This is a genomic window from Bradyrhizobium sp. SZCCHNPS1003 (assembly GCF_032381555.1).
GTDB lineage: Bacteria > Pseudomonadota > Alphaproteobacteria > Rhizobiales > Xanthobacteraceae > Bradyrhizobium.
In genome coordinates this window covers 318449-340347 of the sequence record NZ_JAUHIU010000002.1, presented here as the reverse complement: position 1 = coordinate 340347, position 21899 = coordinate 318449, and the positions used below count along the sequence as shown (strand labels likewise).

At 65.7% G+C, this 21899-nt stretch carries 19 protein-coding genes; 9 read left to right on the top strand and 10 right to left on the bottom strand.

The window, feature by feature from the left end:
* Positions 1-260: 260 nt before the first annotated feature.
* Positions 261-1844 (bottom strand): DNA polymerase Y family protein, encoded by a 1584-nt coding sequence (locus QX126_RS05245; protein ID WP_315779711.1) that lies wholly within the window; start codon positions 1842-1844, stop codon positions 261-263.
* Positions 1744-2532, bottom strand: coding sequence for a DNA repair protein (locus QX126_RS05240; RefSeq protein WP_315779709.1), 789 nt, complete (start codon positions 2530-2532; stop codon positions 1744-1746). The genes QX126_RS05245 and QX126_RS05240 overlap by 101 nt, the downstream gene beginning before the upstream one ends.
* Before the next feature lie 173 nt (positions 2533-2705).
* Between QX126_RS05240 and QX126_RS05235 the strand changes: the two genes are divergently transcribed.
* Together QX126_RS05235 and QX126_RS05230 are read left to right on the top strand one after the other, a co-directional pair.
* Complete coding sequence (locus tag QX126_RS05235; protein WP_315779708.1) at positions 2706-3944, top strand: putative DNA modification/repair radical SAM protein; 1239 nt, start codon at positions 2706-2708, stop codon at positions 3942-3944.
* Positions 3945-4098: 154 nt separating this feature from the next.
* Complete coding sequence (locus QX126_RS05230) at positions 4099-5583, top strand: UdgX family uracil-DNA binding protein (protein ID WP_315779706.1); 1485 nt, start codon at positions 4099-4101, stop codon at positions 5581-5583.
* A gap of 19 nt (positions 5584-5602) precedes the next feature.
* Here QX126_RS05230 and QX126_RS05225 read toward each other — a convergent pair whose 3' ends face one another.
* Genes QX126_RS05225 through QX126_RS05215 form a run of 3 tightly spaced genes read right to left on the bottom strand, consistent with a single transcriptional unit; the run spans position 5603 to position 9044 of the window.
* Positions 5603-6343 (bottom strand): methyltransferase domain-containing protein, encoded by a 741-nt coding sequence (locus tag QX126_RS05225; protein WP_315757705.1) that lies wholly within the window; start codon positions 6341-6343, stop codon positions 5603-5605.
* Positions 6344-6384: 41 nt separating this feature from the next.
* Positions 6385-7869, bottom strand: coding sequence for a coproporphyrinogen-III oxidase family protein (locus QX126_RS05220; RefSeq protein WP_315779704.1), 1485 nt, complete (start codon positions 7867-7869; stop codon positions 6385-6387).
* Positions 7870-7907: 38 nt separating this feature from the next.
* Complete coding sequence (locus QX126_RS05215; RefSeq protein ID WP_315779703.1) at positions 7908-9044, bottom strand: class I SAM-dependent methyltransferase; 1137 nt, start codon at positions 9042-9044, stop codon at positions 7908-7910.
* Between the two features lie 12 nt (positions 9045-9056).
* On the opposite strand from QX126_RS05215, the gene QX126_RS05210 reads away from it, so the two are divergent.
* Positions 9057-9626 carry a hypothetical protein gene (locus QX126_RS05210; protein ID WP_315779701.1) on the top strand — a complete coding sequence of 190 codons (570 nt, stop codon included), beginning with the start codon at positions 9057-9059 and terminating at the stop codon, positions 9624-9626.
* A gap of 53 nt (positions 9627-9679) precedes the next feature.
* On the opposite strand, the gene QX126_RS05205 is transcribed toward QX126_RS05210, so the two are convergent.
* The 3 genes from QX126_RS05205 to QX126_RS05195 all read right to left on the bottom strand — a co-directional run bounded on the left by QX126_RS05205 (position 9680) and on the right by QX126_RS05195 (position 13460).
* Entirely contained in the window at positions 9680-10501 is an 822-nt protein-coding gene (locus QX126_RS05205) for a hypothetical protein (RefSeq protein WP_315779699.1), read from the bottom strand.
* A gap of 110 nt (positions 10502-10611) precedes the next feature.
* Entirely contained in the window at positions 10612-11532 is a 921-nt protein-coding gene (locus QX126_RS05200) for a DUF692 family multinuclear iron-containing protein (protein ID WP_315779697.1), read from the bottom strand.
* Between the two features lie 758 nt (positions 11533-12290).
* Positions 12291-13460: a M20 aminoacylase family protein gene (locus QX126_RS05195; RefSeq protein WP_315757710.1), complete on the bottom strand. Its 1170-nt coding sequence runs from the start codon at positions 13458-13460 to the stop codon at positions 12291-12293.
* A 174-nt stretch (positions 13461-13634) separates the two neighbouring features.
* On the opposite strand from QX126_RS05195, the gene QX126_RS05190 reads away from it, so the two are divergent.
* Positions 13635-15254 (top strand): GMC family oxidoreductase, encoded by a 1620-nt coding sequence (locus QX126_RS05190; protein ID WP_315776493.1) that lies wholly within the window; start codon positions 13635-13637, stop codon positions 15252-15254.
* Between the two features lie 267 nt (positions 15255-15521).
* Here QX126_RS05190 and QX126_RS05185 read toward each other — a convergent pair whose 3' ends face one another.
* A complete protein-coding gene (locus tag QX126_RS05185; RefSeq protein WP_315779695.1) occupies positions 15522-16490 on the bottom strand; it encodes an acyltransferase family protein in 969 nt (322 codons plus the stop codon).
* A 407-nt stretch (positions 16491-16897) separates the two neighbouring features.
* Between QX126_RS05185 and QX126_RS05180 the strand changes: the two genes are divergently transcribed.
* From QX126_RS05180 to QX126_RS05165, 4 genes are all read left to right on the top strand, one after another.
* Positions 16898-17842: a metallophosphoesterase family protein gene (locus tag QX126_RS05180; RefSeq protein ID WP_315772526.1), complete on the top strand. Its 945-nt coding sequence runs from the start codon at positions 16898-16900 to the stop codon at positions 17840-17842.
* Positions 17843-17856: 14 nt separating this feature from the next.
* Positions 17857-18174, top strand: coding sequence for a cupredoxin family copper-binding protein (locus QX126_RS05175; RefSeq protein WP_315779693.1), 318 nt, complete (start codon positions 17857-17859; stop codon positions 18172-18174).
* A 97-nt stretch (positions 18175-18271) separates the two neighbouring features.
* Positions 18272-18826 carry a sigma-70 family RNA polymerase sigma factor gene (locus QX126_RS05170; RefSeq protein ID WP_315737716.1) on the top strand — a complete coding sequence of 185 codons (555 nt, stop codon included), beginning with the start codon at positions 18272-18274 and terminating at the stop codon, positions 18824-18826.
* Entirely contained in the window at positions 18823-19611 is a 789-nt protein-coding gene (locus QX126_RS05165; RefSeq protein ID WP_315779692.1) for an anti-sigma factor, read from the top strand. Before QX126_RS05170 ends, QX126_RS05165 begins: the two co-directional genes overlap by 4 nt.
* A 110-nt stretch (positions 19612-19721) precedes the next feature.
* Here the strand turns inward: QX126_RS05165 and hpnO are convergent, their stop codons facing one another.
* A complete protein-coding gene (hpnO, locus tag QX126_RS05160; protein ID WP_315737300.1) occupies positions 19722-21113 on the bottom strand; it encodes an aminobacteriohopanetriol synthase HpnO in 1392 nt (463 codons plus the stop codon).
* A 101-nt stretch (positions 21114-21214) separates the two neighbouring features.
* Between hpnO and QX126_RS05155 the strand changes: the two genes are divergently transcribed.
* Complete coding sequence (locus QX126_RS05155) at positions 21215-21841, top strand: DUF2147 domain-containing protein (protein ID WP_409997722.1); 627 nt, start codon at positions 21215-21217, stop codon at positions 21839-21841.
* Positions 21842-21899 lie beyond the last annotated feature (58 nt).

The window sequence follows — 21899 nt, the reverse complement described above, 5'->3', positions numbered from 1 at the left end:
GCACAGCTGCCCACCCTCCCCTGGAGGGGGAGGGTCGACGCGCGCAGAGCGCGCGGCGGGGTGGGGTGAGCCCAGCAATCGGTTGTCATTGCGCCAGCTCTTCTCAGCTGCCGGTAAGTTGGCCTCGAGGACAACGGGCAGCGCAAACGCGGATGGTCTGTCACCCCACCCCGGCTCGCATGCGCGCATGCGAGCCGACCCTCCCCCTCCAGGGGAGGGTGAGCAGCGAGATCGCCGCGAGAGATGTGCGATCCCCACCCTCATGCGAACAGACCGTGCATGTACCAGGCGGGCTGTACGGGCAGGCCCTGCTGCTGATCGAGCTCGCGGTCATACAACCCGTCGCGGTAGAGCCAGAAGCGCAGGCCGTGCTCGTCCTCGACGCGGAAATAGTCGCGCGTCAGCCCCTGCCCGCCCGGCCGCCACCATTCCATGGCGATGCGCTCCGGGCCTTCGGCGCGCACCACCGCATGCGCGGCACGGCGCCAGACGAAGCGCGCGGGCGGGCCGTCCGGCACCCCGGCGATCACTTGGATCGCCTCCGGCTGCGCGAACAGCCGCAACGGGCGCAGCGGCGGCTCGCCTTCGCTGCGCTCCGGCCAATCGGCCACCGTGGCGACGGCGAGATGCTGCTGCGCCCGTAACGGCAGCTCCGCCCGCTCCGGGATGTGGGTGTCGACCGGCAGATGCACGACGACGCGCTTGCCGCCGATGCGCGCGGCGATGCGGTCGATCAGCGCCGACAGCTCGTCATTGTCGTGGACATGGGCGTCGAGATCGCGCTGCTGCTGCACCACGATCTCGCTGCGGCTCGCCGACAGCCGGATCATGTCGAAGCCGAAGCCGGGATCGAGCGGATCATTCAGGGCGTCGAGCCGCTCGCGGAACAGACGGTCGATGATTGCGGCCTCGGTGACCGGCTGGCCGGTGTCGACCGCGATGACGCGCACCAGGCCGTCGGTGCGGAAGAAGCAGGCCTCGAGCTGCCGCGCGCCCTTGCCCTGCTGTGCCATCGCCGCCACCAGCATCGCGGCGAGACTGGAGAGACTGGCCGCGATCACCGTGTCGGTCGCGACCGGCTCGGCGAAGCGCTTGTCGACGATGTAGTCCGGCGGGACTTTTCGCGGGCTGATCGGCGCATCGGCCTCGCCCAGCGCCTGGGCTAGCACGCGGGTGAAGGCGACACCGAACCGCGCCGTGATCTCGTTGCGGCCGCGCGACGCGACGTCGCCGATCGTCTTCAAGCCGGCGCGGCGCAGGCCGAGCGTGATCGCTTCGCTGCCGCCAAGGGCTGCCACCGGCAGCGGCGCCACCGCGGCCGCCTCCTCGCCGTCAGGCACGATGCGGCCATGCACCTGCCGGTTCAGCGTGCGCGCACACACGGCGTTGGAGGCGATCGCTGCCGACACGGTGAGACCGTGCGCGGTCAGCGCATCGCAGAGCGACCGCATCAGTTTGGCTTCGCCGCCGAACAGATGCACGCAGCCGGTGATGTCGAGCGAAAGCCCATGCGGCGGATCCAGCGCGACCAGCGGCGTGAAGCGGTCGCACCAGTCGGCGATACCTTCGAGCATCTTGGCGTCAGCCGCGAGGTCGGCCTCGTGGACGACGAGGTCGGGACAGACCGCGCGGGCGTTCGCCAGCGGCTGGCCGAGGCTGACGCCATGGCACGCCGCCGCCTCGTCCAGCGCATGGATCAAGAGCGCATTGGCGTCCTTGATGACGACGACCTGCGGCAGGTCGTCACGCCGATCGGCGGAGCAGTTTCGCTTGATCCGATCGATGGGCAGGCGCGGCAGCCACAGGCTGAGGATCCGCCGCCGGTTCGCTGAAACGGCACGCATCGGGGCTCCACTCCATGATCCATCGTCCGGTCTGGCCGTGACGGTTGCGAATGAGCTCGGCGTCGAGACGCGGCGCGCCCCAGGCCATCCAGGGCGCCGAGGGTAGCGACGGCGCGGTGCGGACGATCCAGCGCGTCTCGGCGGTCGAAGGTTCGGGTGTGGCTGCAATGCGCAACACGAGCGCGGTCACGCCGGACTCCTGTGCCGCCAGGGTCAGCTTGCGGCTGGCGACGAGATCGAGCTTTTGCGTCTCGCCCCACACCTCCAGCATCATCCCGCCCAGCGCATCGCAGGCGAGCGCATCGGCCGCGGTGCGCAAGCCGTGATCGAGATCGGGCGCCCGCACGATCACGATGCGGCGCGGATCGAGGCCAAGCTCGGCGAGCCCGCTCATCGACAGCGCGCCCATCTCGCGCTCGGCGAAATCCTGCCGGATCCAGATCAGCGGCCGGCGCGCCGCGACGCGCGCCGCGAGCCCGCACAGGAAGCCGGTCGCGGCCGTCGCCTGACGGCCGGTCTCGGCGAACACCTCATGCAGCGCGCCAGTGGCCAGGCCGCCCTGCAGCACGGCGTCGGCCTCGTCATGGCCGAGCGCGACCCGGCGCAGGTCATGTGCGCCATCTCCCGCCTCGAGACGGGCAATGCGGCCGCGCAGACGCGCGAGCGTATCCATGCGTGCGCCGGTCATCCGTCGCCGCTCCTCTTCCATCCATCGTGCGGGCGCTGCCGTTGTTGCAGTTGAACCCACGACGGCCCTCTTTGTTCATGATATGTTCTAATATAAAGCTAACGCCTTCGAGAGAGTCAATCGGGATTGCCCCGGATGTGATTCAGCGAATGGAATCAAAGGGATTCAAAGGTATGGAGCTGCTCCGCAAGCTGGAGATCCTGGCCGATGCCGCCAAGTACGACGCCTCCTGCGCCTCCAGCGGTACCGAGATGCGGGATTCCCGCGACGGCAAGGGTCTCGGCTCGACCGCGCCGGGCATGGGCATCTGCCATTCCTATGCGCCGGACGGCCGCTGCATCTCGCTGCTCAAGGTTCTGCTGACAAACGCCTGCAACTACGACTGCCTGTATTGCGTCAACCGCGCCTCCTCCAACGTGCCGCGCGCGCGCTTCACGGTCGACGAGGTGGTGAAGCTCACCATCGATTTCTATCGCCGCAACTACATCGAGGGTCTGTTCCTGTCGTCCGGCATCATCCGCAGCCCGGACTACACCATGGAGCAGGTCGTCTCGGTCGCGCGCAAATTGCGCGAGGAGCATCGCTTCCGCGGCTACATTCATCTGAAGACGATTCCGGAGGCTGACGAGGCGCTGATCGCCGAGGCCGGCCGCTATGCCGACCGGCTCAGCATCAACATCGAGACGCCGCTGGAGGCGAGCCTCACCAGGCTGGCGCCGGAGAAGGACCAGCGCGCCATCCGCCGCACCATGGGCCGTCTCCGGCTCAAGCTCGACGAGACGGTGGAAGCCAAGAAGACGGTGCGGAAGGCGCGGCCGCCGCGCTTTGCCCCTGCAGGCCAGAGTACGCAGATGATCGTCGGCGCCGACGACGCCAATGACCGCGTCATCCTGTCGACCTCGGCCAATCTCTACGGCGCCTACAAGCTCAAGCGCGTCTATTACTCCGCCTTCAGCCCGATCCCCGATGCCAGCCGCGCGCTGCCGCTGCAGGCGCCGCCCTTGGTGCGCGAGCACCGGCTGTACCAGGCCGACTGGCTGATGCGCTTCTACGGCTTCGACGCCGATGAAATCGTCGAGGAAGGCGAAGGCATGCTGCCGCTCGACATCGACCCCAAGCTCGCCTGGGCGCTGCGCCACCGCGACCGCTTCCCGCTCGACATCAACACAGCAAGCCGCGAGGAGCTGTTGCGCGTGCCCGGCTTCGGCACCCGCACGGTGCAGCGCATCCTCGCGACCCGCCGCACCACCACGATCCGCTTTGCGGATCTCGCCCAGCTCAACGTCATCAGGAACAAGGCGCTGCCGTTCATCGTTCTCTCCGACCACCGGCCACAGCCGTCCCTGCTCGACGGCGCCAGCCTCAGAGCCCGGCTGCAGCCGAAACCGCAGCAGCTGGGATTTGGATTCTAGTTGAACGTCGTGGCGAAGAACGAAGCCAGAAAGCAGCCGTCATTCCGGGGCGATGCGAAGCATCGAACCCGGAATCTCGAGATTCCGGGTTCGCCCCTGCGAGGCGCCCCGGAATGACGGCGGCGGCTTTGCTCGCAATGACGAGAGAGGTGAAATGCACGTCGTAACCCTCGACAGCAACACCGATTTCGATGGCTGGCGCAAGGCGGCGCGGGCGCTGGCGATGAACGACGTCAAGCCGGCCGAGGTGAGCTGGCGCGTCAAGGGCGCGGCGGCCGATCTGTTCGACGATGAAGCCGAGACGACGCTGCCCGAGGTGCCGGAGGGCGCGTTCTCGGTGCCGGCGAGCTTCATGGAGCTCGCCGAGAGCGCGATCCTGCACAGTGACCCCAACCGCTTCACCCTGCTCTATCGGCTGCTGTGGCGTCTCAGGACCAACCACCACCTGATGGAGATCACGACCGATCCTGATGTCGCGCAGGCCAACGCGCTGGCGCGAGCGGTGCGCCGCGACGTCCACAAGATGCACGCCTTCGTCCGCTTCCGCGAGGTCGGCCGCGAGCGCGAGGCGCGCTACGTCGCCTGGTTCGAGCCCGAGCACCACATCGTCGCGCGCGCCGCGCCGTTCTTCGCCCGCCGCTTCGCCGACATGCCGTGGTCGATCCTGGCGCCCGAACTCTGTGCGCATTGGGACGGCAGCCGCGTCAGCTTCACGCCCGGTGCGAGCAAGGCTGACGCGCCGTCGGAGGACCGGCTCGAAGAGCTGTGGCTGCGCTATTACGCCAGCATTTTCAATCCGGCACGGCTGAAAGTGAAGGCGATGGAAAAGGAGATGCCGAGGAAATATTGGCAGAACCTGCCCGAGGCGAAGCTGATCCAGCCGCTGATCGCGGCCGCCTCCCGGCGCACCACGGAGATGATCGCCGAGCCCGGCACCTCACCGCACAAGCCGCAGAAACGCGTCGAGGAGAGCGAGATGACCCGCAAGCCAACCACACACGCGCATGCTGCTGAGACCTCACGTGATGTCGAGTCCACCGATCTCGAGACCTTGCATGAAGAAGCCGCCGGCTGCCGCGCCTGCCCGCTGTGGAAGGACGCCACGCAAACCGTGTTCGGCGAAGGCCCCGCGCATGCGCCGCTGATGCTGGTCGGCGAGCAGCCCGGCGACAAGGAGGACCTCACCGGCCATCCCTTCGTCGGTCCCGCCGGCCAGATACTCGACCGCGCGCTGGCCGAGGCCGGCATCGACCGAGCCAAGGTCTACGTCACCAATGCGGTGAAGCACTTCAAGTTCGTGCCCCGCGGCAAGATCCGGCTGCACCAGAAGCCGAACACGCCGGAGATCAAGGCCTGCCGGCAATGGTACGAGCGCGAGCTCGCCACCGTCCGCCCGGCCTTGGTGGTCGCGCTCGGTGCCACCGCGGCGCAAAGCGTGTTCGGCAGGATCACACCGGTCAACAAGAGCCGCGGCCATGTCGTCGACCTGCCCGACGGCCCCAAGGCGATGGTGACGGTTCACCCGTCCTACCTGCTGCGGCTGCCGGATGCCGACGCCAAGGCGCGGGAGTATGAGCGCTTCGTCGAAGACCTGAAGATCGCCGCCGCCGCGATCAAGCGCGCCGCGCACGCGGCATGAGGCTGACCGCAACCGGCCCTTACTTGATCGCCAGGAAGCCCTCGAAGCAGACGTGCTTGTAGATCGTCATCGTGTCCACGAACCCGGCCCGCCGCAGCATGTCGAGATTGCCCTGGGTCGAGAACGGTTCCAGCACGCCCTTGAGGCTGCTGGCCTTGCCCAGCACCTCGTCCGGCGAGTAGCCGTTGTCGAGCTTGTAGTCGATATAGACCGACGTCATGATGTCCTGGAACCGCGCGTCCGGCGCCCTGACCTTCTCGAAGAACAGGAACGCGCCTCCCCAATTGAGCGACCGATAGATCGCATCGATCAGGGTCTGGCGATAGCGCGGCGGCACGAACTGCACGGTGTAGTACGACACGATGAAGTCGCTCGCCTCGTAGCCGACCTCGCAGGCATCGGCCGCCAGGTATTCCACGTTCGCCACATCCCTGCTGTGCGCCCGCGCGTAATCGATCATGGCCCGCTCGGTATCGATGCCGATCCAGCGCGTGCCGTGCGGATGGCGCTTGGCGAGTTGCCGCAGCAGCGTCCCCGTCGACGTTCCGATTTCATAGGCGACGGAATCCCGCTTCACGAAGAAATCGCTGACCTGCTCGACCAGCTTGTGGCCGGCTTCGTAGTTCGGAACCGACCTCGCGACGTGCAGATCGAAGTGCTGAGGCGTGTCGCCGCCGAAGCTCCAGCCGGCACGCGCGGCGCGGATGCCGTCACCGGTCGCGTTGTCCCGCTCGAGGGTTGCTTGCCCGGACACAACCATGACGTTTCCTCCCTGGTCGACGACGTGTTGAAACTCCCGATCTAACCGTATTGAAGCGCGCGCTCCGTCACTTTCGGCGACAACGCGTCCTTGACGGCCGGACTGAAGAACAGCGACAGCATCTCATCCTCGAACAGCCGGCCGAGCTCCGAAAGCCGCAGCCCCGCATGGCCGTCGCCGTCGCGATACGCTTCCAGGGCGCCGACGCTGCTCAGCCTGGCAACGAGCTTGTCATAATGGGCGGACAGCTCCCGGTTGTCGGCGCGCATGGCACGGCGATCGGCATCCTCGACCCGGCCGGTCCGGAGCCCTGTGGCATAGGACGTCGCCAGCAATTCCTGCCGGTCGACGGCGCGCCCCGCCGTGATCGGACTGTTGCCAGCAAGGACGGTTTCGACATAGGCGCGCACGTCGGGAACATTGCGGAAGACGTAGCCGCTCTTCGCGGCCCCGGCACTGACATGCGAATACGCGCCCGCACCGATCCCGAGAAGATCCCGTGATGGCGAGGTCCGGATCGTCTTGAACGGGTCGGCATAGCGGCGCGCGCGCACGAAGCGGTTGCCGTCGGTCAGGTCATATCCGAGCGCCGCCATCTCCTGCCAGATCAGCATGCGTCCGAACAAGGTCGCGAACTCGCTTTCGAAGCTCGCCTGCTTCAGGTCGGATTTGAGCCAGTGTCCCTGGGGGCGATCGGCAAACCGAGCGTGATACCAGGTGAGGTGCGGGGGCCGGATCTCGGCGACCATCGCCAAATTGTTCCAGGTCTCGGACGGCGACCCCTTGTACAACCCCTGGATCAGGTCGAGATTCCAGTTCTCGAAGATGTCGGCGACGATCGAGCACGCGAGAAGTGGAACGTCCCGCTTGTAGCCGCGCGCGGCATATTTGAGCACGGTATCGTCGAACGATTGCACGCCGAAACTGAGGCGCGTGACGCCCTGCTGCTTCAGAGAGCGCAGCTTCTGCTCTCCCTCGGGCGCGGTGATCGTGAGCGGGCTGCCCTCGATGCAGATCTCGGCGCCGGGCCGCACGTCGAACGTATCGCGGATCGTCGCGATCAGATCCGTCAATGCGTCCTCATCGAGAACGAGCGGTGTGCCGCCCCCGATATAGATCGACGACACCACCGTTCCGGATCGGCGCAGCTGCGGCTCCCAGGCCGCCAGCTCGCGCTTGAGCGCATCGAGGTAGCGAACGACCTTGTCGTCGTCCGTGGCGGACTTGCTGTTCCGTCCGGCGTAGTGCTCGACCGTATAGTGACAGAACGTGCAGCGCGTCTCGCAGAACGCGATGTGCACGTAGAGGCTGATCTCGCGGCCCCAGTCGATCCCCCGCTCCAGGCAGGACGGATCGAGCGGCGTCAGCGAGTTGATCGGCGGATAGATGGCCACCGAATGCGAGCCGCCCAGGACCGTCCGGCTGATACCCACGCCGGCGGCGTGGAGCGCGGGAAGGACGAGCGGAATTCCAAGCCGATGCAACGACGCGCGGGCTCGTTCGAAGGCGGTTTCTTGCGATCGCATCTGAGCACCTCGAGCAATCAACTCAATGAAAACGAACGTCAATTTCGTTGCGCAATGATCGTCAGGTAAACGTCGGCACGCGTATCCGGATTCTCGTCCTGTCTGTACGTCACGTCGAAGGGATTGATCAGCCGCGGCATGTATTGCTTGCGCCACAGCGTGGCGTTCTCGCCCACCAGCGACGGCACGATCTGCCCCCATATGCGCTCGGTTACGATCGTCAGCTCCGGCTGCGCGAAGGCTTCGCGCATCCAGGCATAGATCCTGTCGTACTGCACCCAGGGCTGCGCCAAGGCCGACAGCTGCAGCTGGACCAGCCGATGCGTCGCCGCGATGCGGCCGCCGGGACGGACGACCCTGGCCATTTCCCTGACCATGATCGGTCCCATCCCGAGCTCCCAGATGCCGCCGGTCCACTCGTTGACGGCAGCGTCGGCGGTGGCGTCGGGCAGCGGAATGCGCTGCGCCAGGCCGGGACGAAATTGCAGATTGGTGATGTCCCGCTCGCATGCGAAGCGACGAGCCCGATCACTCAGACAGCGGAACATCTCGATGGAGATGACCAGTCCATCCCTGCCGACGGCGGGCGAAAGCCGCCTCGCAACGCGACCGAGGCCGCCGCACACGTCGACCACGATGCTGCCGGGCTGGAGCTTCAGCAGCTCCGGATGATTGGGCAACAGGTCGTCCCCGGCGCGGACCAGCTTGTCTTCGACTTCGGGCGTCTGGCTCCAGCTATTATCGTTCTCGCAAGACTTGAGCAGAGGCAGGCGCCAGCGCAGATATGACCGCCGAAAACGATCGGCGAGTTCGAGACCAGGACCGGACGGCAGACTCGTCGCCGTGTTTCCGAGCAGCACCTCATCGCTCGGCAGGTTCTCGATCAGAACATCTCCGAACTCGTTTTCGATGATGCTCAGCGCGTCGAAGACGCGGGCAAAGTCGTCGTCGCCGGCATCGCCATCCGGCCATAGCGTCCGCACGTCCAGAACGAGCCGGAGGCCGGAGATGAACCTGGATGCTGCCCAGCCGAGCATCCGGCTTCGCGCCTCCTCGTCGCAGATCGATTGATCCGGCGCCATCAGCACATGCACGGGAATGCAGGCCCGGACGATCTCGTCGAGCCCTGCGATCGGACGATCGGGGACGGGCCAGGCCACGTCCTTGACAGTCACTGACGCGTCGAGATGCAGCAGCGACTGGCGCAATTGGTGATCGGCGACCAGATCGCACGTCTGCACCACCGTCTGGTGCATCCGCAATGCACCGCCCTGCCGCAACCTTGCCAGTCGATCGAAGCATTTGCGATGGTCCGACAACCTCGAGCAACGCAGCAGAACTTCCGGGGGAAGCGGCTCGGCGCTCAGGCGCTCGGTCAGCTGCTCGATCGATTCCAGAGTATCCAGATCGACGACAATGGACCGGCGCAGCATCGGCTCTCGCATCTGCCATGCCTTGCGCCGAAGAAGCGCGAGCTGTTGCGCCGATGGCGTTTCAGCCGAGGTGACATGCATGAAGCCCTGGCCGTGCAGGGACGCCAGCATCTTGTCGATCATCCCTTGATCGTCATATTGCGCCCGCAGCGCGGCGAGCCTGATCGGCCGCGGCATCAGCGTCGTCACGAAATCGAGCAGACCATCGCCGGGCGGCACGACCATCCCCGCATCGAAATGGCCGTGGCTCAACAAATGATGGCCCGAAACTGTAGCGTCCACCACCTCGACGGCCGGATCCAGCATGACGAAGGCATCGTCTGACAGCCGGCCGGGAAGGCTGTCGGGAGCAGAACGCAAGGGCTTTTCAAGCGGTCTCATGGGACTGGCGCCCATTCGATGCGCGACTGAACTGAACGGTCGGTGCAGCCCTCCATCGTCAGGATGTTTCCCGATGCTAGCCCGTCCGCCCCGCTCGTCAGGACGCCCAATTCCATCAGCGATCCGACCACGGCCTGCACGTCGTCACGCGAGAGATCGCGCATTTCCAGAGCCAACTCGTCAACGGTCCGCGGCGTGCCGAGCAGGTCGAACGCCCGGGCCCCCCGCTCCGACAGTTCTGCATATTCATGCGCTAGCTCGGGCCCCGGGAAATACACCAGCCAATGGCGCGACGAGGCCTCGAGATCGTCGGACGGATCGAACTCGAATGGGTCCTCGATCCAGGGCGTGAGATCGCAGGATGACGAAACCACGACCGCAGCCGGATTGCGACGGACGCGAGCCGCCTCACCCTCGCTGCGCGCCGCCACGCCCGCGTGGCGGGCCGCGTCGACGGGCCACGCCGGCGGCGCCGACCGGCCGAGCCTGCGCGCCAAGGCGATCGTCGCGTCATCAATCGCCATGACGTCCTGATGGGCGCGGGACGCAAATTCCGGAAGCTTGGTCAGATAGGCGACGAAGCCGGCCGCACAGCGCCAGAAATTCGGTCCGTCGTCCGGATAGCCGGTCGATCTGACGAAATCCTCAGCCACAATGTCGACGTCGCGACCGCTCATGTTCAGAAGGCGGCGTGTCAGCGGCACCAGATCGAGCGCCCCCAACGCATTCCTGACGAGTCCGCGCCGGTACATGCCGATATTGGCGTTCGTGGCCTCCGGCGTGCCCGCGTAGTCAGTGACGATCGCTCTCTCCTCCACAGAGAGGCCATCCGGATCTGCGGTTCGGGCGTCGGATCGGGTGATCCATGTGACGAGACCATCGTCTCTCAACACGCGACGCCAAGTGCTCCATACCAGCTCGGCATTCATCACGCGGCCTCGCTGCGGGTGGTACGGCGGCTCGCCGGTCCATAGGCGCGATCCCAGGCATTCCGCGCCCGCTCCAGGTCGGAGAGGATCAAGTCAGTGGTGCGGTCCGTATCGACCCGCTCCCCCGCGCAATAGAGGGATTGCGTCTCGTATTCGAGGATGACGGCCCCGGGGCGCGCCCGCGCCAGAACGTCATCGAGAAGGTCCCACACCTTTTCGGTGACCTGCGTGTCGTGAAGATCGTGATACTGGCCACCGATCCAACGCCCGCCTGCGAGGTGGATGGAGATGATGCGCTCGGACGGGATCGTCGCCAGGAAGCGTTGAATGGAGTAGCCGCGTGAGCCGTGGTTCTGCGCATTCGCATACAGATTGTGAAGATCGAGATGCAGATAGGTCTCCGATAGTTCCAGGATTGCCGCGAGGAACTCTTCCTCGGGCATCTCGCTGCCAGGACAGGTCCGATAATAGGCTGCGTTTTCGTGCGCGAGTGGGACGCCATAGAGCGCCTGCAGCGTGCGCGCCCGCTCGGCGAGCCGCACGACCTCCGCGCGAGAAAACTGCAGCGGACTGCTCCACACATCCGCCCAGGACGCATCGCTGTAGAAGCAGTGATTGGCAACCCAGGCCACGCCGAACTTCCTGGCCAGCGGCACGTGTCGGCGCACCGCGGCTGTCGCCGTCAGATCCTCGAAGCCGAAATCTCCGCCATAGTTCGAATGTCCGAGCAGCGGAAACTTGCCTGAGACATCACGGACGAGTTCGATGGCACGGGGAGACAACACCCCCGGGCCATCGAGGGGGCTCATGATCGAGTCGAACAGGATTTCGAGCGCATCAAGCGGCTGGTCGAGGAAGGGAAACCAGCCGATCAGTTCCGGGTTGAATTGGAGTCCCACTCCAAGACGCGGAAAGCTCATAGGTCTCATCTCCGACCAGCCCGACCACGCCGGCTAAGCCAGCGCGCCGGGATTTCTTGCAGGAGATCTGCTTCAGGAGGCAGCACACTTTGCGGCTGTGGCCGCACAGCGCGCCGCAGTTGCTGCGCATCGCGCAGCGGTGGCCGCACACCGTGCCGACGCCGCCTTAGCCTGGGCATGCGCTGCCGTCGCAGCGCACTTGGCCGAGTTTGCCGCGCATTGCGCCGCAGTTGCCGCACACTTGGCCGCGGCCGCAGCCGCTTCCTTCACGGAGAGCTTCTTGACGTCCATGGGGGTTCTCCATCTGTGGAATCGAACTGGTGAACAAGGAAATTTCAGACAGGCAATGAACGCTCGATCACGAGCAGTGAGCAGAAACGCGAATGACTATAACTTACTCGCTTTCGTTGTAAATACCTTAGGTTGTGTCTTTGAAAACACTTGCCTGTTACGACAGTGACGCTGGCGGAAATTTATTTCAGCTCCGCAGACGGGCGCGCGTCGTCAGCTGCGCATCGCGTGACGCGCGCCGATACAGATCATCATTGCAGCGATGCCTGTCGTTGGGACGTGAGGAGAATTCGTAACAAACAAGCCGCACGATCGATGCAGGCGGATCGAATCAATACGCGCTGCGCCTGTCAGCGCCAGAGGCGGCAAAATAGCAAACAGGCGCCCCATCCATAAGACAGGGGCGCCGACTCCGGTCGGCGCCCCTGTCTGGCGGATCAGTTCATCTGAGATGGCTGGGCCGCGGCTCACGCCGCCAGCGTGTTCTCCACCACCTTGATGAAGAACGAGGTGCCGTAGACGATCGCCTCGTCGTTAAAGTTGTAGGCGGGATGATGCAGGCCGGCGCTGTCGCCGTTGCCGACGAAGATGAAGGCGCCGGGACGAGCTTCGAGCATATAGGCGAAGTCCTCGCCGCCCATCATCGGCGGCATCTCGTGCACGTTGGCATCGCCCGCGACCTCCTTGGCGGCGCGGATCGCGATCTCGGTCTGCTCGGCGTGATTGATCACGACGGGATAGCCGCGCGCATAGTTCAGGTCGATCTTGGCGCCGGTCATCTGGGCGACGCCGGTCACGACCTCGCGCACCCGCTTCTCCATCAGCTCGCGCACCTTCGGCGTCAGCGTCCGCACCGTGCCGCGCAGCACCGCGCTCTGCGGAATCACGTTGCGGGCATTGCCGGCGTGGAACTCGCAGATCGACAGCACCGCGGCCTCCAGCGGATCGACGCTGCGCGACACGATCTGCTGCAGCGCCGTGACGAGCTGGGCGCCGACCAGCAGCGAGTCGATGCAATTATGCGGCTTGGCGGCGTGGCCGCCATGGCCCTCGATGGTGATGTCGACCGCGTCGGTCGATGCCATCAGCGCCCCCTGGCGAATGGCGAACGCGCCGACCGGCAGGCCGGGGCCGTTGTGCATGCCGTAGACCTGATCGATCTTGAAGCGGTCGATCAGCCCGTCCTTGATCATCGCGTCCGCACCGCCACCGCCCTCCTCGGCCGGCTGGAAGATCACGGCGACCTCGCCGGCGAAATTGCGCGTCTCGGCGAGATAGCGCGCCGCGCCGAGCAGCATCGCGGTGTGGCCGTCATGGCCGCAGGCATGCATCATGCCCGGGGTCTTCGAGGCATAGGGCAGCCCGGTCGCCTCCTCGATCGGCAGCGCGTCCATGTCGGCGCGTAGTCCGAGCACCCTCACCTCGCCATGGCCGGGCTTGCGGCCCTTGATGACGCCGACCACACCGGTCTTGCCGAGGCCCGTCACGACCTCGTCACAGCCGAACTCGCGCAGCCGCTCGGCGACGAAGGCCGCCGTCCGGTGCACGTCGTAAAGCAGCTCCGGATGCGAATGGATATCCCGCCTCCAGGCCTGGATATCGGGCTGCAGATCGGCGACGCGGTTGACGATGGGCATAGGGAATCTCGTAACTCCTGTGGGACTTTGCGCCTGTTTAGCATGCAAAAGCCGCACCGCCCAAGATAAGGGCTGCGCCCGTCTCATGGCTCGGTCAACCAGCCATGAACGTGGCGCTTGTCCGGGCCCGTCCGGGCTGACTAAAAGCCTGGCAACGATGGGAAGGGAATGCCGATGCCGAGACAGCTCGAGGGGGATTTCGACTATATCGTGGTGGGCGCCGGCACTGCCGGCTGCATCCTCGCCAACCGGCTGTCGGCCGATCCGAACAGCCGCGTCCTGATTCTCGAGGCCGGCGGCAACGACAATTGGATCTGGTTCCATATTCCGGTCGGCTACCTCTTCGCGATCGGCAATCCACGCTCCGACTGGATGTTCCGCACCGAGGCCGAGCCGGGCCTGAACGGCCGCTCGCTGGCCTACCCCCGCGGCAAGGTGATCGGCGGCTGCTCGGCGATCAATGCCATGATCTCGATGCGCGGCCAGGCCGCCGACTACGACCATTGGCGCCAGCTCGGTCTCGCCGGTTGGAGCTATGCCGACGTGCTCCCGGTGTTCAAACGGCTGGAGGATCATTTTCTCGGCGAGAGCGAGCATCACGGCACAGGCGGCGGCTGGCGCATCGAGGCGCCCCGGCTGTCCTGGGCGGTGCTGGACGCGGTCGGCGACGCCGCCGAGCAGATGGGCATCCGCCGCATCCCCGACTTCAATACCGGCGACAATGAAGGCATCAGCTATTTCCACGTCAACCAGAAGCGCGGCCGGCGCTGGTCCTCCGCGCGGGGCTTCCTCAAGCCGGCGCTGAAGCGGCCTAACCTGCGGCTCGAAACCAACGTCCTCGTCGACCGCCTGATCGTCGAGAACGGCCGTGCCACAGGCGTGCGCTTCCAGCAGAATGGTGAGACCATCGAGGCCCGCACCAAGGGCGAGGTGATCCTCAGCGCCGGCTCGATCGGCTCGGTGCAGGTGCTGCAGCGCTCCGGCATCGGCCCGGCCGAGTGGCTCGGCGAGCTCGGCATCGACGTCGTCCTCGACAAGCCAGGCGTGGGGCGCAATCTGCAGGACCACCTGCAACAGCGCGCGATCTACAAGGTCACGGGCGTGAAGACGCTGAACGAGACCTATTACTCGCTGGTCCGCCGCGGCCTGATGGGGCTCGACTATGCGTTCCGGCGCCGCGGGCCGCTGACCATGGCGCCGTCGCAGCTCGGCATCTTCACGCGCTCTGACCCCAGGCGCGACCGCGCCAACATCCAGTTTCACGTGCAGCCGCTGTCGCTCGACAAGTTCGGCGATCCCCTGCATCGTTTTCCCGCGATCACCGTCAGCGCCTGCAACCTCCGCCCGACCTCGCGCGGCACCGTGCGCATTCGTTCAGCCAGGATCGATGAGGCGCCGTCGATCGCACCGAACTATCTGGCGACCGAGGACGACCGCCAGGTCGCGGCCGATGCCATCCGCGTCACGCGCCGGCTGATGAAGCAGAATGCGCTTGCGGCCTACAGGCCGCAGGAATACCTGCCCGGCCCGTCGGTCGGCGATGACGACGCCGCGCTGGCCAAGGCCGCCGGCGACATCGGCACCACGATCTTCCATCCCGTCGGCACCGCCAGGATGGGCACCGCAGACGATCCGATGGCGGTCGTCGACGAGCGGCTGCGCTTCCGCGGCATCGAACGGCTGCGCGTCGCCGATGCCTCGATCATGCCGACCATCACGTCAGGCAACACCAACACGCCGACGGCGATGATCGCGGAGAAGGCGGCGTCGATGATCTTGGAGGATGGGCGCTAGGCGCTCACGTCCGACTCCTCATTCCCGTCATTGCGAACGCAGCGAAGCAATCCAGGGTCCCGACCCCACTCTGGATTGCTTCTTCGCCTTGGGCTCCTCGCAATGATGCGGGAATCGTAGGGTGGGCAAAGCGGCGCCGAAGGCGGCGCGTGCCCACCGTCGTGCGGCAGACTCGGCGGCACGGCGGCGGGCACGGCGCCACTAATATCTCGGATGTGAGAGAGCACGGCATCGCCTTTGCCCACCTACGCATCGCCGCATGCTGACCTAGATGATCCGCGCCACCAGCTGAACCCGGCGCAACAGTGCTGCTGCGAGCCAGCTCACCGACAGCGTGCCGATCAGCACGGTCGCGAACTTCACGGCGGCCGGCCACGCCGGGTCGTAAACCAGATATTGCAGCCATAGCAGCGGCAGGAAGTGCAGGAGATAGATGCCGTAGGCCGCTGGCTGGATGCGGTCCATCAGCGCCAGCGGCGCCTTTGCCCAGCGCTGAAAGAAGGTCGGCACGGCGAACGCCATCGCGGCACAGAAGCTCGCGACCGCCATGCCATAGGCCGCGCGCCACCACAGCGGCGGTGAATCGAAATCGGCGATCCAGTTGTGATGCGCGTAGGCCAGCAACAGGATCGCGCCATAGCAGCCGTAGGAAAGACCGAACCAGATCCACCAGCGCCGGACCAGTACGCCATCGGCTGCGAACGGCCCCGCCCGCAGCCCGGCGGCACCGATCGCGATGCCGGCGACGAAGAAGGTCGGGTAGAGCAGCACCCGGCTCGCCTGCAGCGGCAGCGGAAAATGTCCGGGCATGAACCAGAATCCGTCACCGAAGCCGAGATGCGGCGGCAGATAGGCCAGGTTGGCGATGACGGCGAAGATCAGGAAGCCAGTGAGCGGATAGTGCAGCAACGTTCCGGCCCAGCGCCCGAGTGCGCCGATCGCCTGCGGTGCCAGGACGCATACGAGCGCAGCCAGTATATCAAACCCCAGCAGCACGCCGAGAAACCAGGCCGAGCCGGACGGCCACGGCCCCTCGCTGATCATCCGCCACCACACCGCGCTGAACTGATCCTCGGCCACATCGTAACGGTAGTAGGCGATCGGCATGATCACGAAGATCGAAACGATATAGGGCACGCCGAGCCGCAGCGCGCGGCGCCCGACATAGTCCGACGCTCCTCTGCCCGCCAGACTCGCCGGCACGAACAGGCCGGAGATGAAGAACATGCACGACATGAAGTAGCTTGTCGTTGAACAGCGCGACCAGATCGAAGCCGAGCCAGTGCATGCGGTCGCCGCCCTGGCCGAAATCGGTGTAGTTGATGGCAGAGTGATAGAGCACGACCGAGAGCGTGATGAAGGTCCTGGCGCGGTCGAGCGCCACGATCCGATCGCGCGACGTCTCGGTTCGTTGCAGGGTCGGGGTCACGCGTTCATGCATCGACGTCGCATCCGGTCCATCAGCCGCTCATATATTTCGCGCGGCCCTGCGCCACATCCTGCGTGAACAGGTGAGCCGTCGGCCATTGCCGGCATGATCACGAACACGTCATCGCTTTTGGATCGCGAGAAGCCGGGAATAAACCCGGGTCACCACCGCTCTTCTCACCCGCAAGCTCGATGACGGGCAACGGGAGATGACGATGAGCCTTGGTGATCATGACGAGAACGGCGTCAGCCGCCGCAAGGTGCTGGAATGCATGACATGGGCCGGCACGGGCGTGCTCTGGACCTTGTCGGGCGGCGTGCCACGTTCGCTCGGCCTGGTCGACGCGGCGCGGGCGGCCGAGCAGCCCGCCTCCGGCCTGACCTTCCTGCAGATCAGCGACAGCCATGTCGGCTTCGACAAGCCGGCCAATCCCAACGCGATCGGGACGTTGGAAGAGGCCGTGAATCGCATCAAGGCGATGCCGGTGAAGCCGGCCTTCATGATCCATACCGGCGACATCTCGCATCTGTCGAAGGCGGCCGAGTTCGACGATGCCGACCGCATCATCTCGCAATCCCGGCTCGACGTGCACTACGTGCCGGGTGAGCACGACTTCCTCGACGAGGACGTCAAGCTCTACAAGGAGCGCTACGGCAAGGGCAGCCGCGGCGCCGGTTGGTATTCGTTCGACGCCAATGGCGTGCACTTCATCGGCCTCGTCAACGTGGTCGATCTCAAGGCCGGCGGGCTCGGCAATCTCGGCGCCGAGCAGCTTGCCTGGCTGGAGCAGGATCTCAAGGGCCGCTCCAGATCCACGCCGATCGTGGTGTTCGCGCACATCCCGCTGTGGACGGTGTATCCGCAATGGGGCTGGGGCACCGAGGATGGCGGCCGCGCGCTCGACACCCTGAAGGGGTTCGGCTCGGTGACGGTGCTGAACGGCCATATCCACCAGGTGATGCAGAAGGTCGAAGGCAACGTCACCTTCCACACCGCGCGCTCGACCGCGTTCCCGCAACCGGCGCCGGGCACGGCGCCCTCGCCCGGCCCGATGAAGGTCGAGGACGCAAGGCTGCGCAGCCTGCTCGGCATCGCCAGCATCGATTTCAAGGTCGGTGACGAGCGCCTCGCCATCATCGATACGCCGCTTGCGGGCTGAGGGACGAAAACGCGATGATCCAGCCTGTTCTTCGCGGTGTCGGCTTGGCCGCCGTACTGCTTGTTTGCGCCACGCCGGCGCGCGCCGAGACCATCAAGGTCACGATCGACAATTTCACCTTCACCCCGGCTGCGCTGACGGTGAAGGTCGGCGACACGGTGACCTGGACCAACCATGACGACATCCCGCACACGGTGGTGTCGGCCGGGAAATACAGGTCGAAGACGCTCGATACCGACGACAGCTTCTCCTTCACCTTCGCAGCCGCCGGCGACTACAAATATTTCTGCTCGCTGCATCCGCACATGACGGGACTGGTCAAGGTTGAGTAGCATCGCGAACCAGGGCATGAACATCGTCACATGGACCGGTCGGCGGCGCAGCGCCGGCCGCGCCGTGCGACCGCGAACCGAGCCGGAGATCACGCCGGTGACAACAGCCAATGACGATCCCGAGAGGGCGCGACGCTTCCGCGAGGCGGCGCTGCCCTATCTCGACGACGTCTACACCCTGGCGCGCTATCTCCTGCGCAACCCTGCCGATGCCGAGGATGCCGTGCAGGAATGCTACCTGCGTGCGCTGAAGCATTTCGACACCTACCGTGGCCCGGCGATGAAGCCGTGGCTCTTCGCGATCCTGCGCAACGTCTGCCACGCCGAATTCGCGCGCCGCGCCGGCGCGCCGGCCAAGGCGCTCGACGACGCGCCGGAAGCGGCCGAGCAGCCGCCGCTGTGGCAGGAGAGCGCCGAGACGCCGGAAGGCGCCGTATTGCGGGAACGTGATGCCTCGGCGATCCGCCGGCTGATCGACACGCTGGCCGAGCCGTTTCGCGAGACCTTCGTCATGCGCGAGGTCAACGATCTGTCCTATCGCGAGATCGCGGCGGCGGCCGGCGTGCCGGTCGGCACCGTGATGTCGCGCCTCGCCCGCGCCCGCGCGATGCTGCGCGCCGCCTGGCTCGCGCGGGAGGAGCCACAACGATGACTTGCGATGAAGCCGAGATCCTGATCCACGCGCTGGCCGATGGCGAGCTCGACGCCGGCCACGCGCGCGAGGTCGAAGCCCATGTTGCGAGCTGCCCTCGCTGCGCCGCGGAGCTTGCTGCAATCCGGCAGATGAAGCAGATGCTCGCCGGCACCGACCTCAGCTACAAGGCGTCCCCTGCCTTGCGCCAGCGGATCGAAGCCACCCTGCCGCCGGCCGATGCGGCCTCCATCACCCCGCTCGCTGCAGTGCCGAGCCGACGTACGCTGCTGCGAGGCTTCGCCCTGGGCTCGGCGGTGTCGGCGCTGGCGGCCACCGGCCTCGTCGCCATCGTGCTGCGCAATGACGACCAGCAGCGGATCGAGGCCGAGATCGTCTCGGCGCATCTGCGCTCGCTGCAGGCCGGGCACCTCACCGACGTGATCTCGACCGATCAGCACACCGTCAAGCCCTGGTTCAACGGCAAGCTCGACGTCGCGCCACCGGTGATCGACCTCACCGCACAAGGCTTCACGTTGATCGGCGGGCGGCTCGACTACGTCGACGCACGCGCGATCGGCGCCGTGGTCTATCGCCGCCGCCAGCACGTCATCAACCTGTTCGTGGCGCAGACCGCGTCTACCGAGCGCCGCGCCGCACGGATGGACACCGTCCAGGGCTTCAACATTCGCTCTTGGCACGACCGCGGCCTGAGCTATTGGGCGGTCAGCGATATCGGCGCCGACGAACTCAACGAGTTCGGCGAGCGGTTCGAGCGCGCGATGGGTGCGAACAAGGAGGGATGACGCGCTCTCGCGCTTCAGTCATTGCGAGCGAAGCGTGCCCACGGTCTGTCCGGAGACGAACTGAAACGGTGGGCACGGCGCTACGCGCCTTTGCCCACCCGACGCGAACATCACGCCGATTTGCGGATCGCGTTGTCGACCAGGGTCTTGCCGAGCGACCAGATCGCGCCGGGGACCTTGTGGCTCTGCGCGATGACGTCGTCGAAGGCGCGCTCGATCCAGGCGCAGTCCTCTTCGGTGATGGTCAGCGGCGGCAGCAGCTTGATCGTGTGCAGGCCATGGCCGGCGACCTGGGTCAGGATCTTGTGATCCTTGAACAGCGGCACCGTGATGAGCTGGCAGAACAGGCCCTTGTTGGCGCTCTCCAGCATGGTCCAGGAGGCCTTGAGGCGCAGCGATTTCGGCGGACCGAACTCGACGCCGATCATCAGTCCCTTGCCGCGCACTTCCTTGAGCAGCTCGTAGCCCGGCACCATCCGCGTCAGCGCCAGCCGCAGCTCGGCGCCGCGCTTGGCGGCGGCCTCCACCAGCTTCTCGGCCTTCATCACCTCGAGCGTGGCAATGCCGGCGGCCATCGCGAGGTCGTTCTTGGCGAAGGTCGAGCCGTGCACCACGGCGCGGTCCATGCGGTTGAAGATCTTGTCGAAGATCTGCTTGCGCGTCAGCAGCGCGCCGACCGGGACATGGCCGCCGGACAGCGCCTTCGACAGCAGCACCATGTCGGGCTCGACATTCCAATGTTCCACCGCCAGGAACCGGCCGGTGCGTCCCATGCCGGTCTGGATCTCGTCGGCGATGAAGATGGTGCCATATTTCTTGCAGAGCGCGGCGGCCCCGGGCAGGAACTCGTCAGAGGGCATGTTGACGCCCTTGCCCTGGATCGGCTCGACGATGAAGGCTGCGATCTCGCGCGACGACAGCGCCTGCTCGAGCGCGGCAAGATCGTTGAAGGGGATGGCCGTGCAGCCCGGCAGCAGCGGCTCGAAGCCGTTGCGGAAGTTCGAATCATCGGTCAGCGATAGCGCGCCGTAGGTGAGGCCGTGATAGGAGTGCCCGCAATAGACGATACCAGGCCGGCCGGTCGCGCCACGCGCGAATTTGATCGCGGCTTCCACGGTCTCGGCGCCGGAATTGGCAAAGAACACCTTGTCCAGATACGGGACATATTCCAGCAGCCGCTCGGCAAGAACACCCGCCAGGGTCGAGACGTCGAGCTGAACGAGATTCGGCAGATCGCTGTCGAGGACGCTTTTCAGCGCGGCGCGCAGCGTCGGATGATTGCGGCCGATTGCAAAGACGCCAAAACCGCTGAGCAGGTCAAGATAACGGGCCCCATCACGATCGTAGAGATATTGCCCTTGTCCCTTCTGGAACCCAACATCATATCCAATCGTCTTGAGAACGCGGACAAGCTGCTCGTTCAGATGCCGAGAATGCATCGTGCTGCGCTGCGCTTGGCGCTCCACAAACATCTCGGAAACGTCTAGATTGGGTTTTAGCATCGGCTACATACTTCGGTTGATGGACGTGACGTCAACTGAAAACGCGCAATGCGGCGTTTTGCCCTCATTCGCACCATCAAAGCAAGCACGGGTTTCTGCCAATGTTGCATCGCCTTAGATATCTCATGTCGACGACACTAGCATACTCCGCAGTCGTGTTCGCAGCAGGAATTTCTTCCGCGCTCGCGGCCGACCCCACCGGCGACTGGCGGGTCGCCGACGGCGTCGCGAACATCCGAGTCGCACAATGCAATGGCAGCATGTGGGGCGTCGTGGCCTGGGAGAAGACCCCGGGCGGACGCGACAGCAACAACCCCGATCCGGCCCGCCAGAGCCGTCCGACGCTCGGCATGCCGATCCTGATCGACATGAAGAAGAAGCCCGGCGCAGACGCGTGGGAAGGCCAAGTCTACAACGCCAAGGATGGGCAGCTCTACAGCTCGACCATCACGCCGATCGATCCCGATCACCTGGAGATCAAGGGCTGCGTGCTCGGCTTCCTGTGCGGCGGCGAGACCTGGACGCGGGTCGCTCCGCCGATCCCGTCGAGCCCCGTGAACAGCATGGCTAAAGGTACACAGAAACCAATCGCGCCAGCCCCTGCCCCGGCGGCCAAAACGACGACCGGCGTCGGCAGTGGCGCAACCGCATTGGCCAAGCCGGGACAAAAGCCCGCGGACCAGGTCGGCGATATCTGCCTGCTGCCCGATATCGCGCGCGCCCGTTAATTGGCGTCCGTCACCCGAACAAAAAAGCGGCCGAGAGATCGGCCGCTTTTTCTATTCC

Excerpts from the sequence above, each read along its gene's own strand:
- QX126_RS05245 (WP_315779711.1), bottom strand. The coding sequence starts at position 1,844 with ATGCGTGCCGTTTCAGCGAACCGGCGGCGGATCCTCAGCCTGTGGCTG.
- QX126_RS05210 (WP_315779701.1), top strand. The coding sequence starts at position 9,057 with ATGCAGCAGCGACTGGCGCAATTGGTGATCGGCGACCAGATCGCACGT.
- QX126_RS05180 (WP_315772526.1), top strand. The coding sequence starts at position 16,898 with ATGAGCCTTGGTGATCATGACGAGAACGGCGTCAGCCGCCGCAAGGTG.
- QX126_RS05200 (WP_315779697.1), bottom strand. The coding sequence starts at position 11,532 with ATGAGCTTTCCGCGTCTTGGAGTGGGACTCCAATTCAACCCGGAACTG.
- QX126_RS05175 (WP_315779693.1), top strand. The coding sequence starts at position 17,857 with ATGATCCAGCCTGTTCTTCGCGGTGTCGGCTTGGCCGCCGTACTGCTT.
- QX126_RS05155 (WP_409997722.1), top strand. The coding sequence starts at position 21,215 with ATGTTGCATCGCCTTAGATATCTCATGTCGACGACACTAGCATACTCC.
- hpnO (WP_315737300.1), bottom strand. The coding sequence starts at position 21,113 with ATGCTAAAACCCAATCTAGACGTTTCCGAGATGTTTGTGGAGCGCCAA.
- QX126_RS05165 (WP_315779692.1), top strand. The coding sequence starts at position 18,823 with ATGACTTGCGATGAAGCCGAGATCCTGATCCACGCGCTGGCCGATGGC.
- QX126_RS05230 (WP_315779706.1), top strand. The coding sequence starts at position 4,099 with ATGCACGTCGTAACCCTCGACAGCAACACCGATTTCGATGGCTGGCGC.
- QX126_RS05195 (WP_315757710.1), bottom strand. The coding sequence starts at position 13,460 with ATGCCCATCGTCAACCGCGTCGCCGATCTGCAGCCCGATATCCAGGCC.
- QX126_RS05225 (WP_315757705.1), bottom strand. The coding sequence starts at position 6,343 with ATGGTTGTGTCCGGGCAAGCAACCCTCGAGCGGGACAACGCGACCGGT.
- QX126_RS05240 (WP_315779709.1), bottom strand. The coding sequence starts at position 2,532 with ATGACCGGCGCACGCATGGATACGCTCGCGCGTCTGCGCGGCCGCATT.
- QX126_RS05185 (WP_315779695.1), bottom strand. The coding sequence starts at position 16,490 with ATGTCGTGCATGTTCTTCATCTCCGGCCTGTTCGTGCCGGCGAGTCTG.
- QX126_RS05220 (WP_315779704.1), bottom strand. The coding sequence starts at position 7,869 with ATGCGATCGCAAGAAACCGCCTTCGAACGAGCCCGCGCGTCGTTGCAT.
- QX126_RS05235 (WP_315779708.1), top strand. The coding sequence starts at position 2,706 with ATGGAGCTGCTCCGCAAGCTGGAGATCCTGGCCGATGCCGCCAAGTAC.
- QX126_RS05190 (WP_315776493.1), top strand. The coding sequence starts at position 13,635 with ATGCCGAGACAGCTCGAGGGGGATTTCGACTATATCGTGGTGGGCGCC.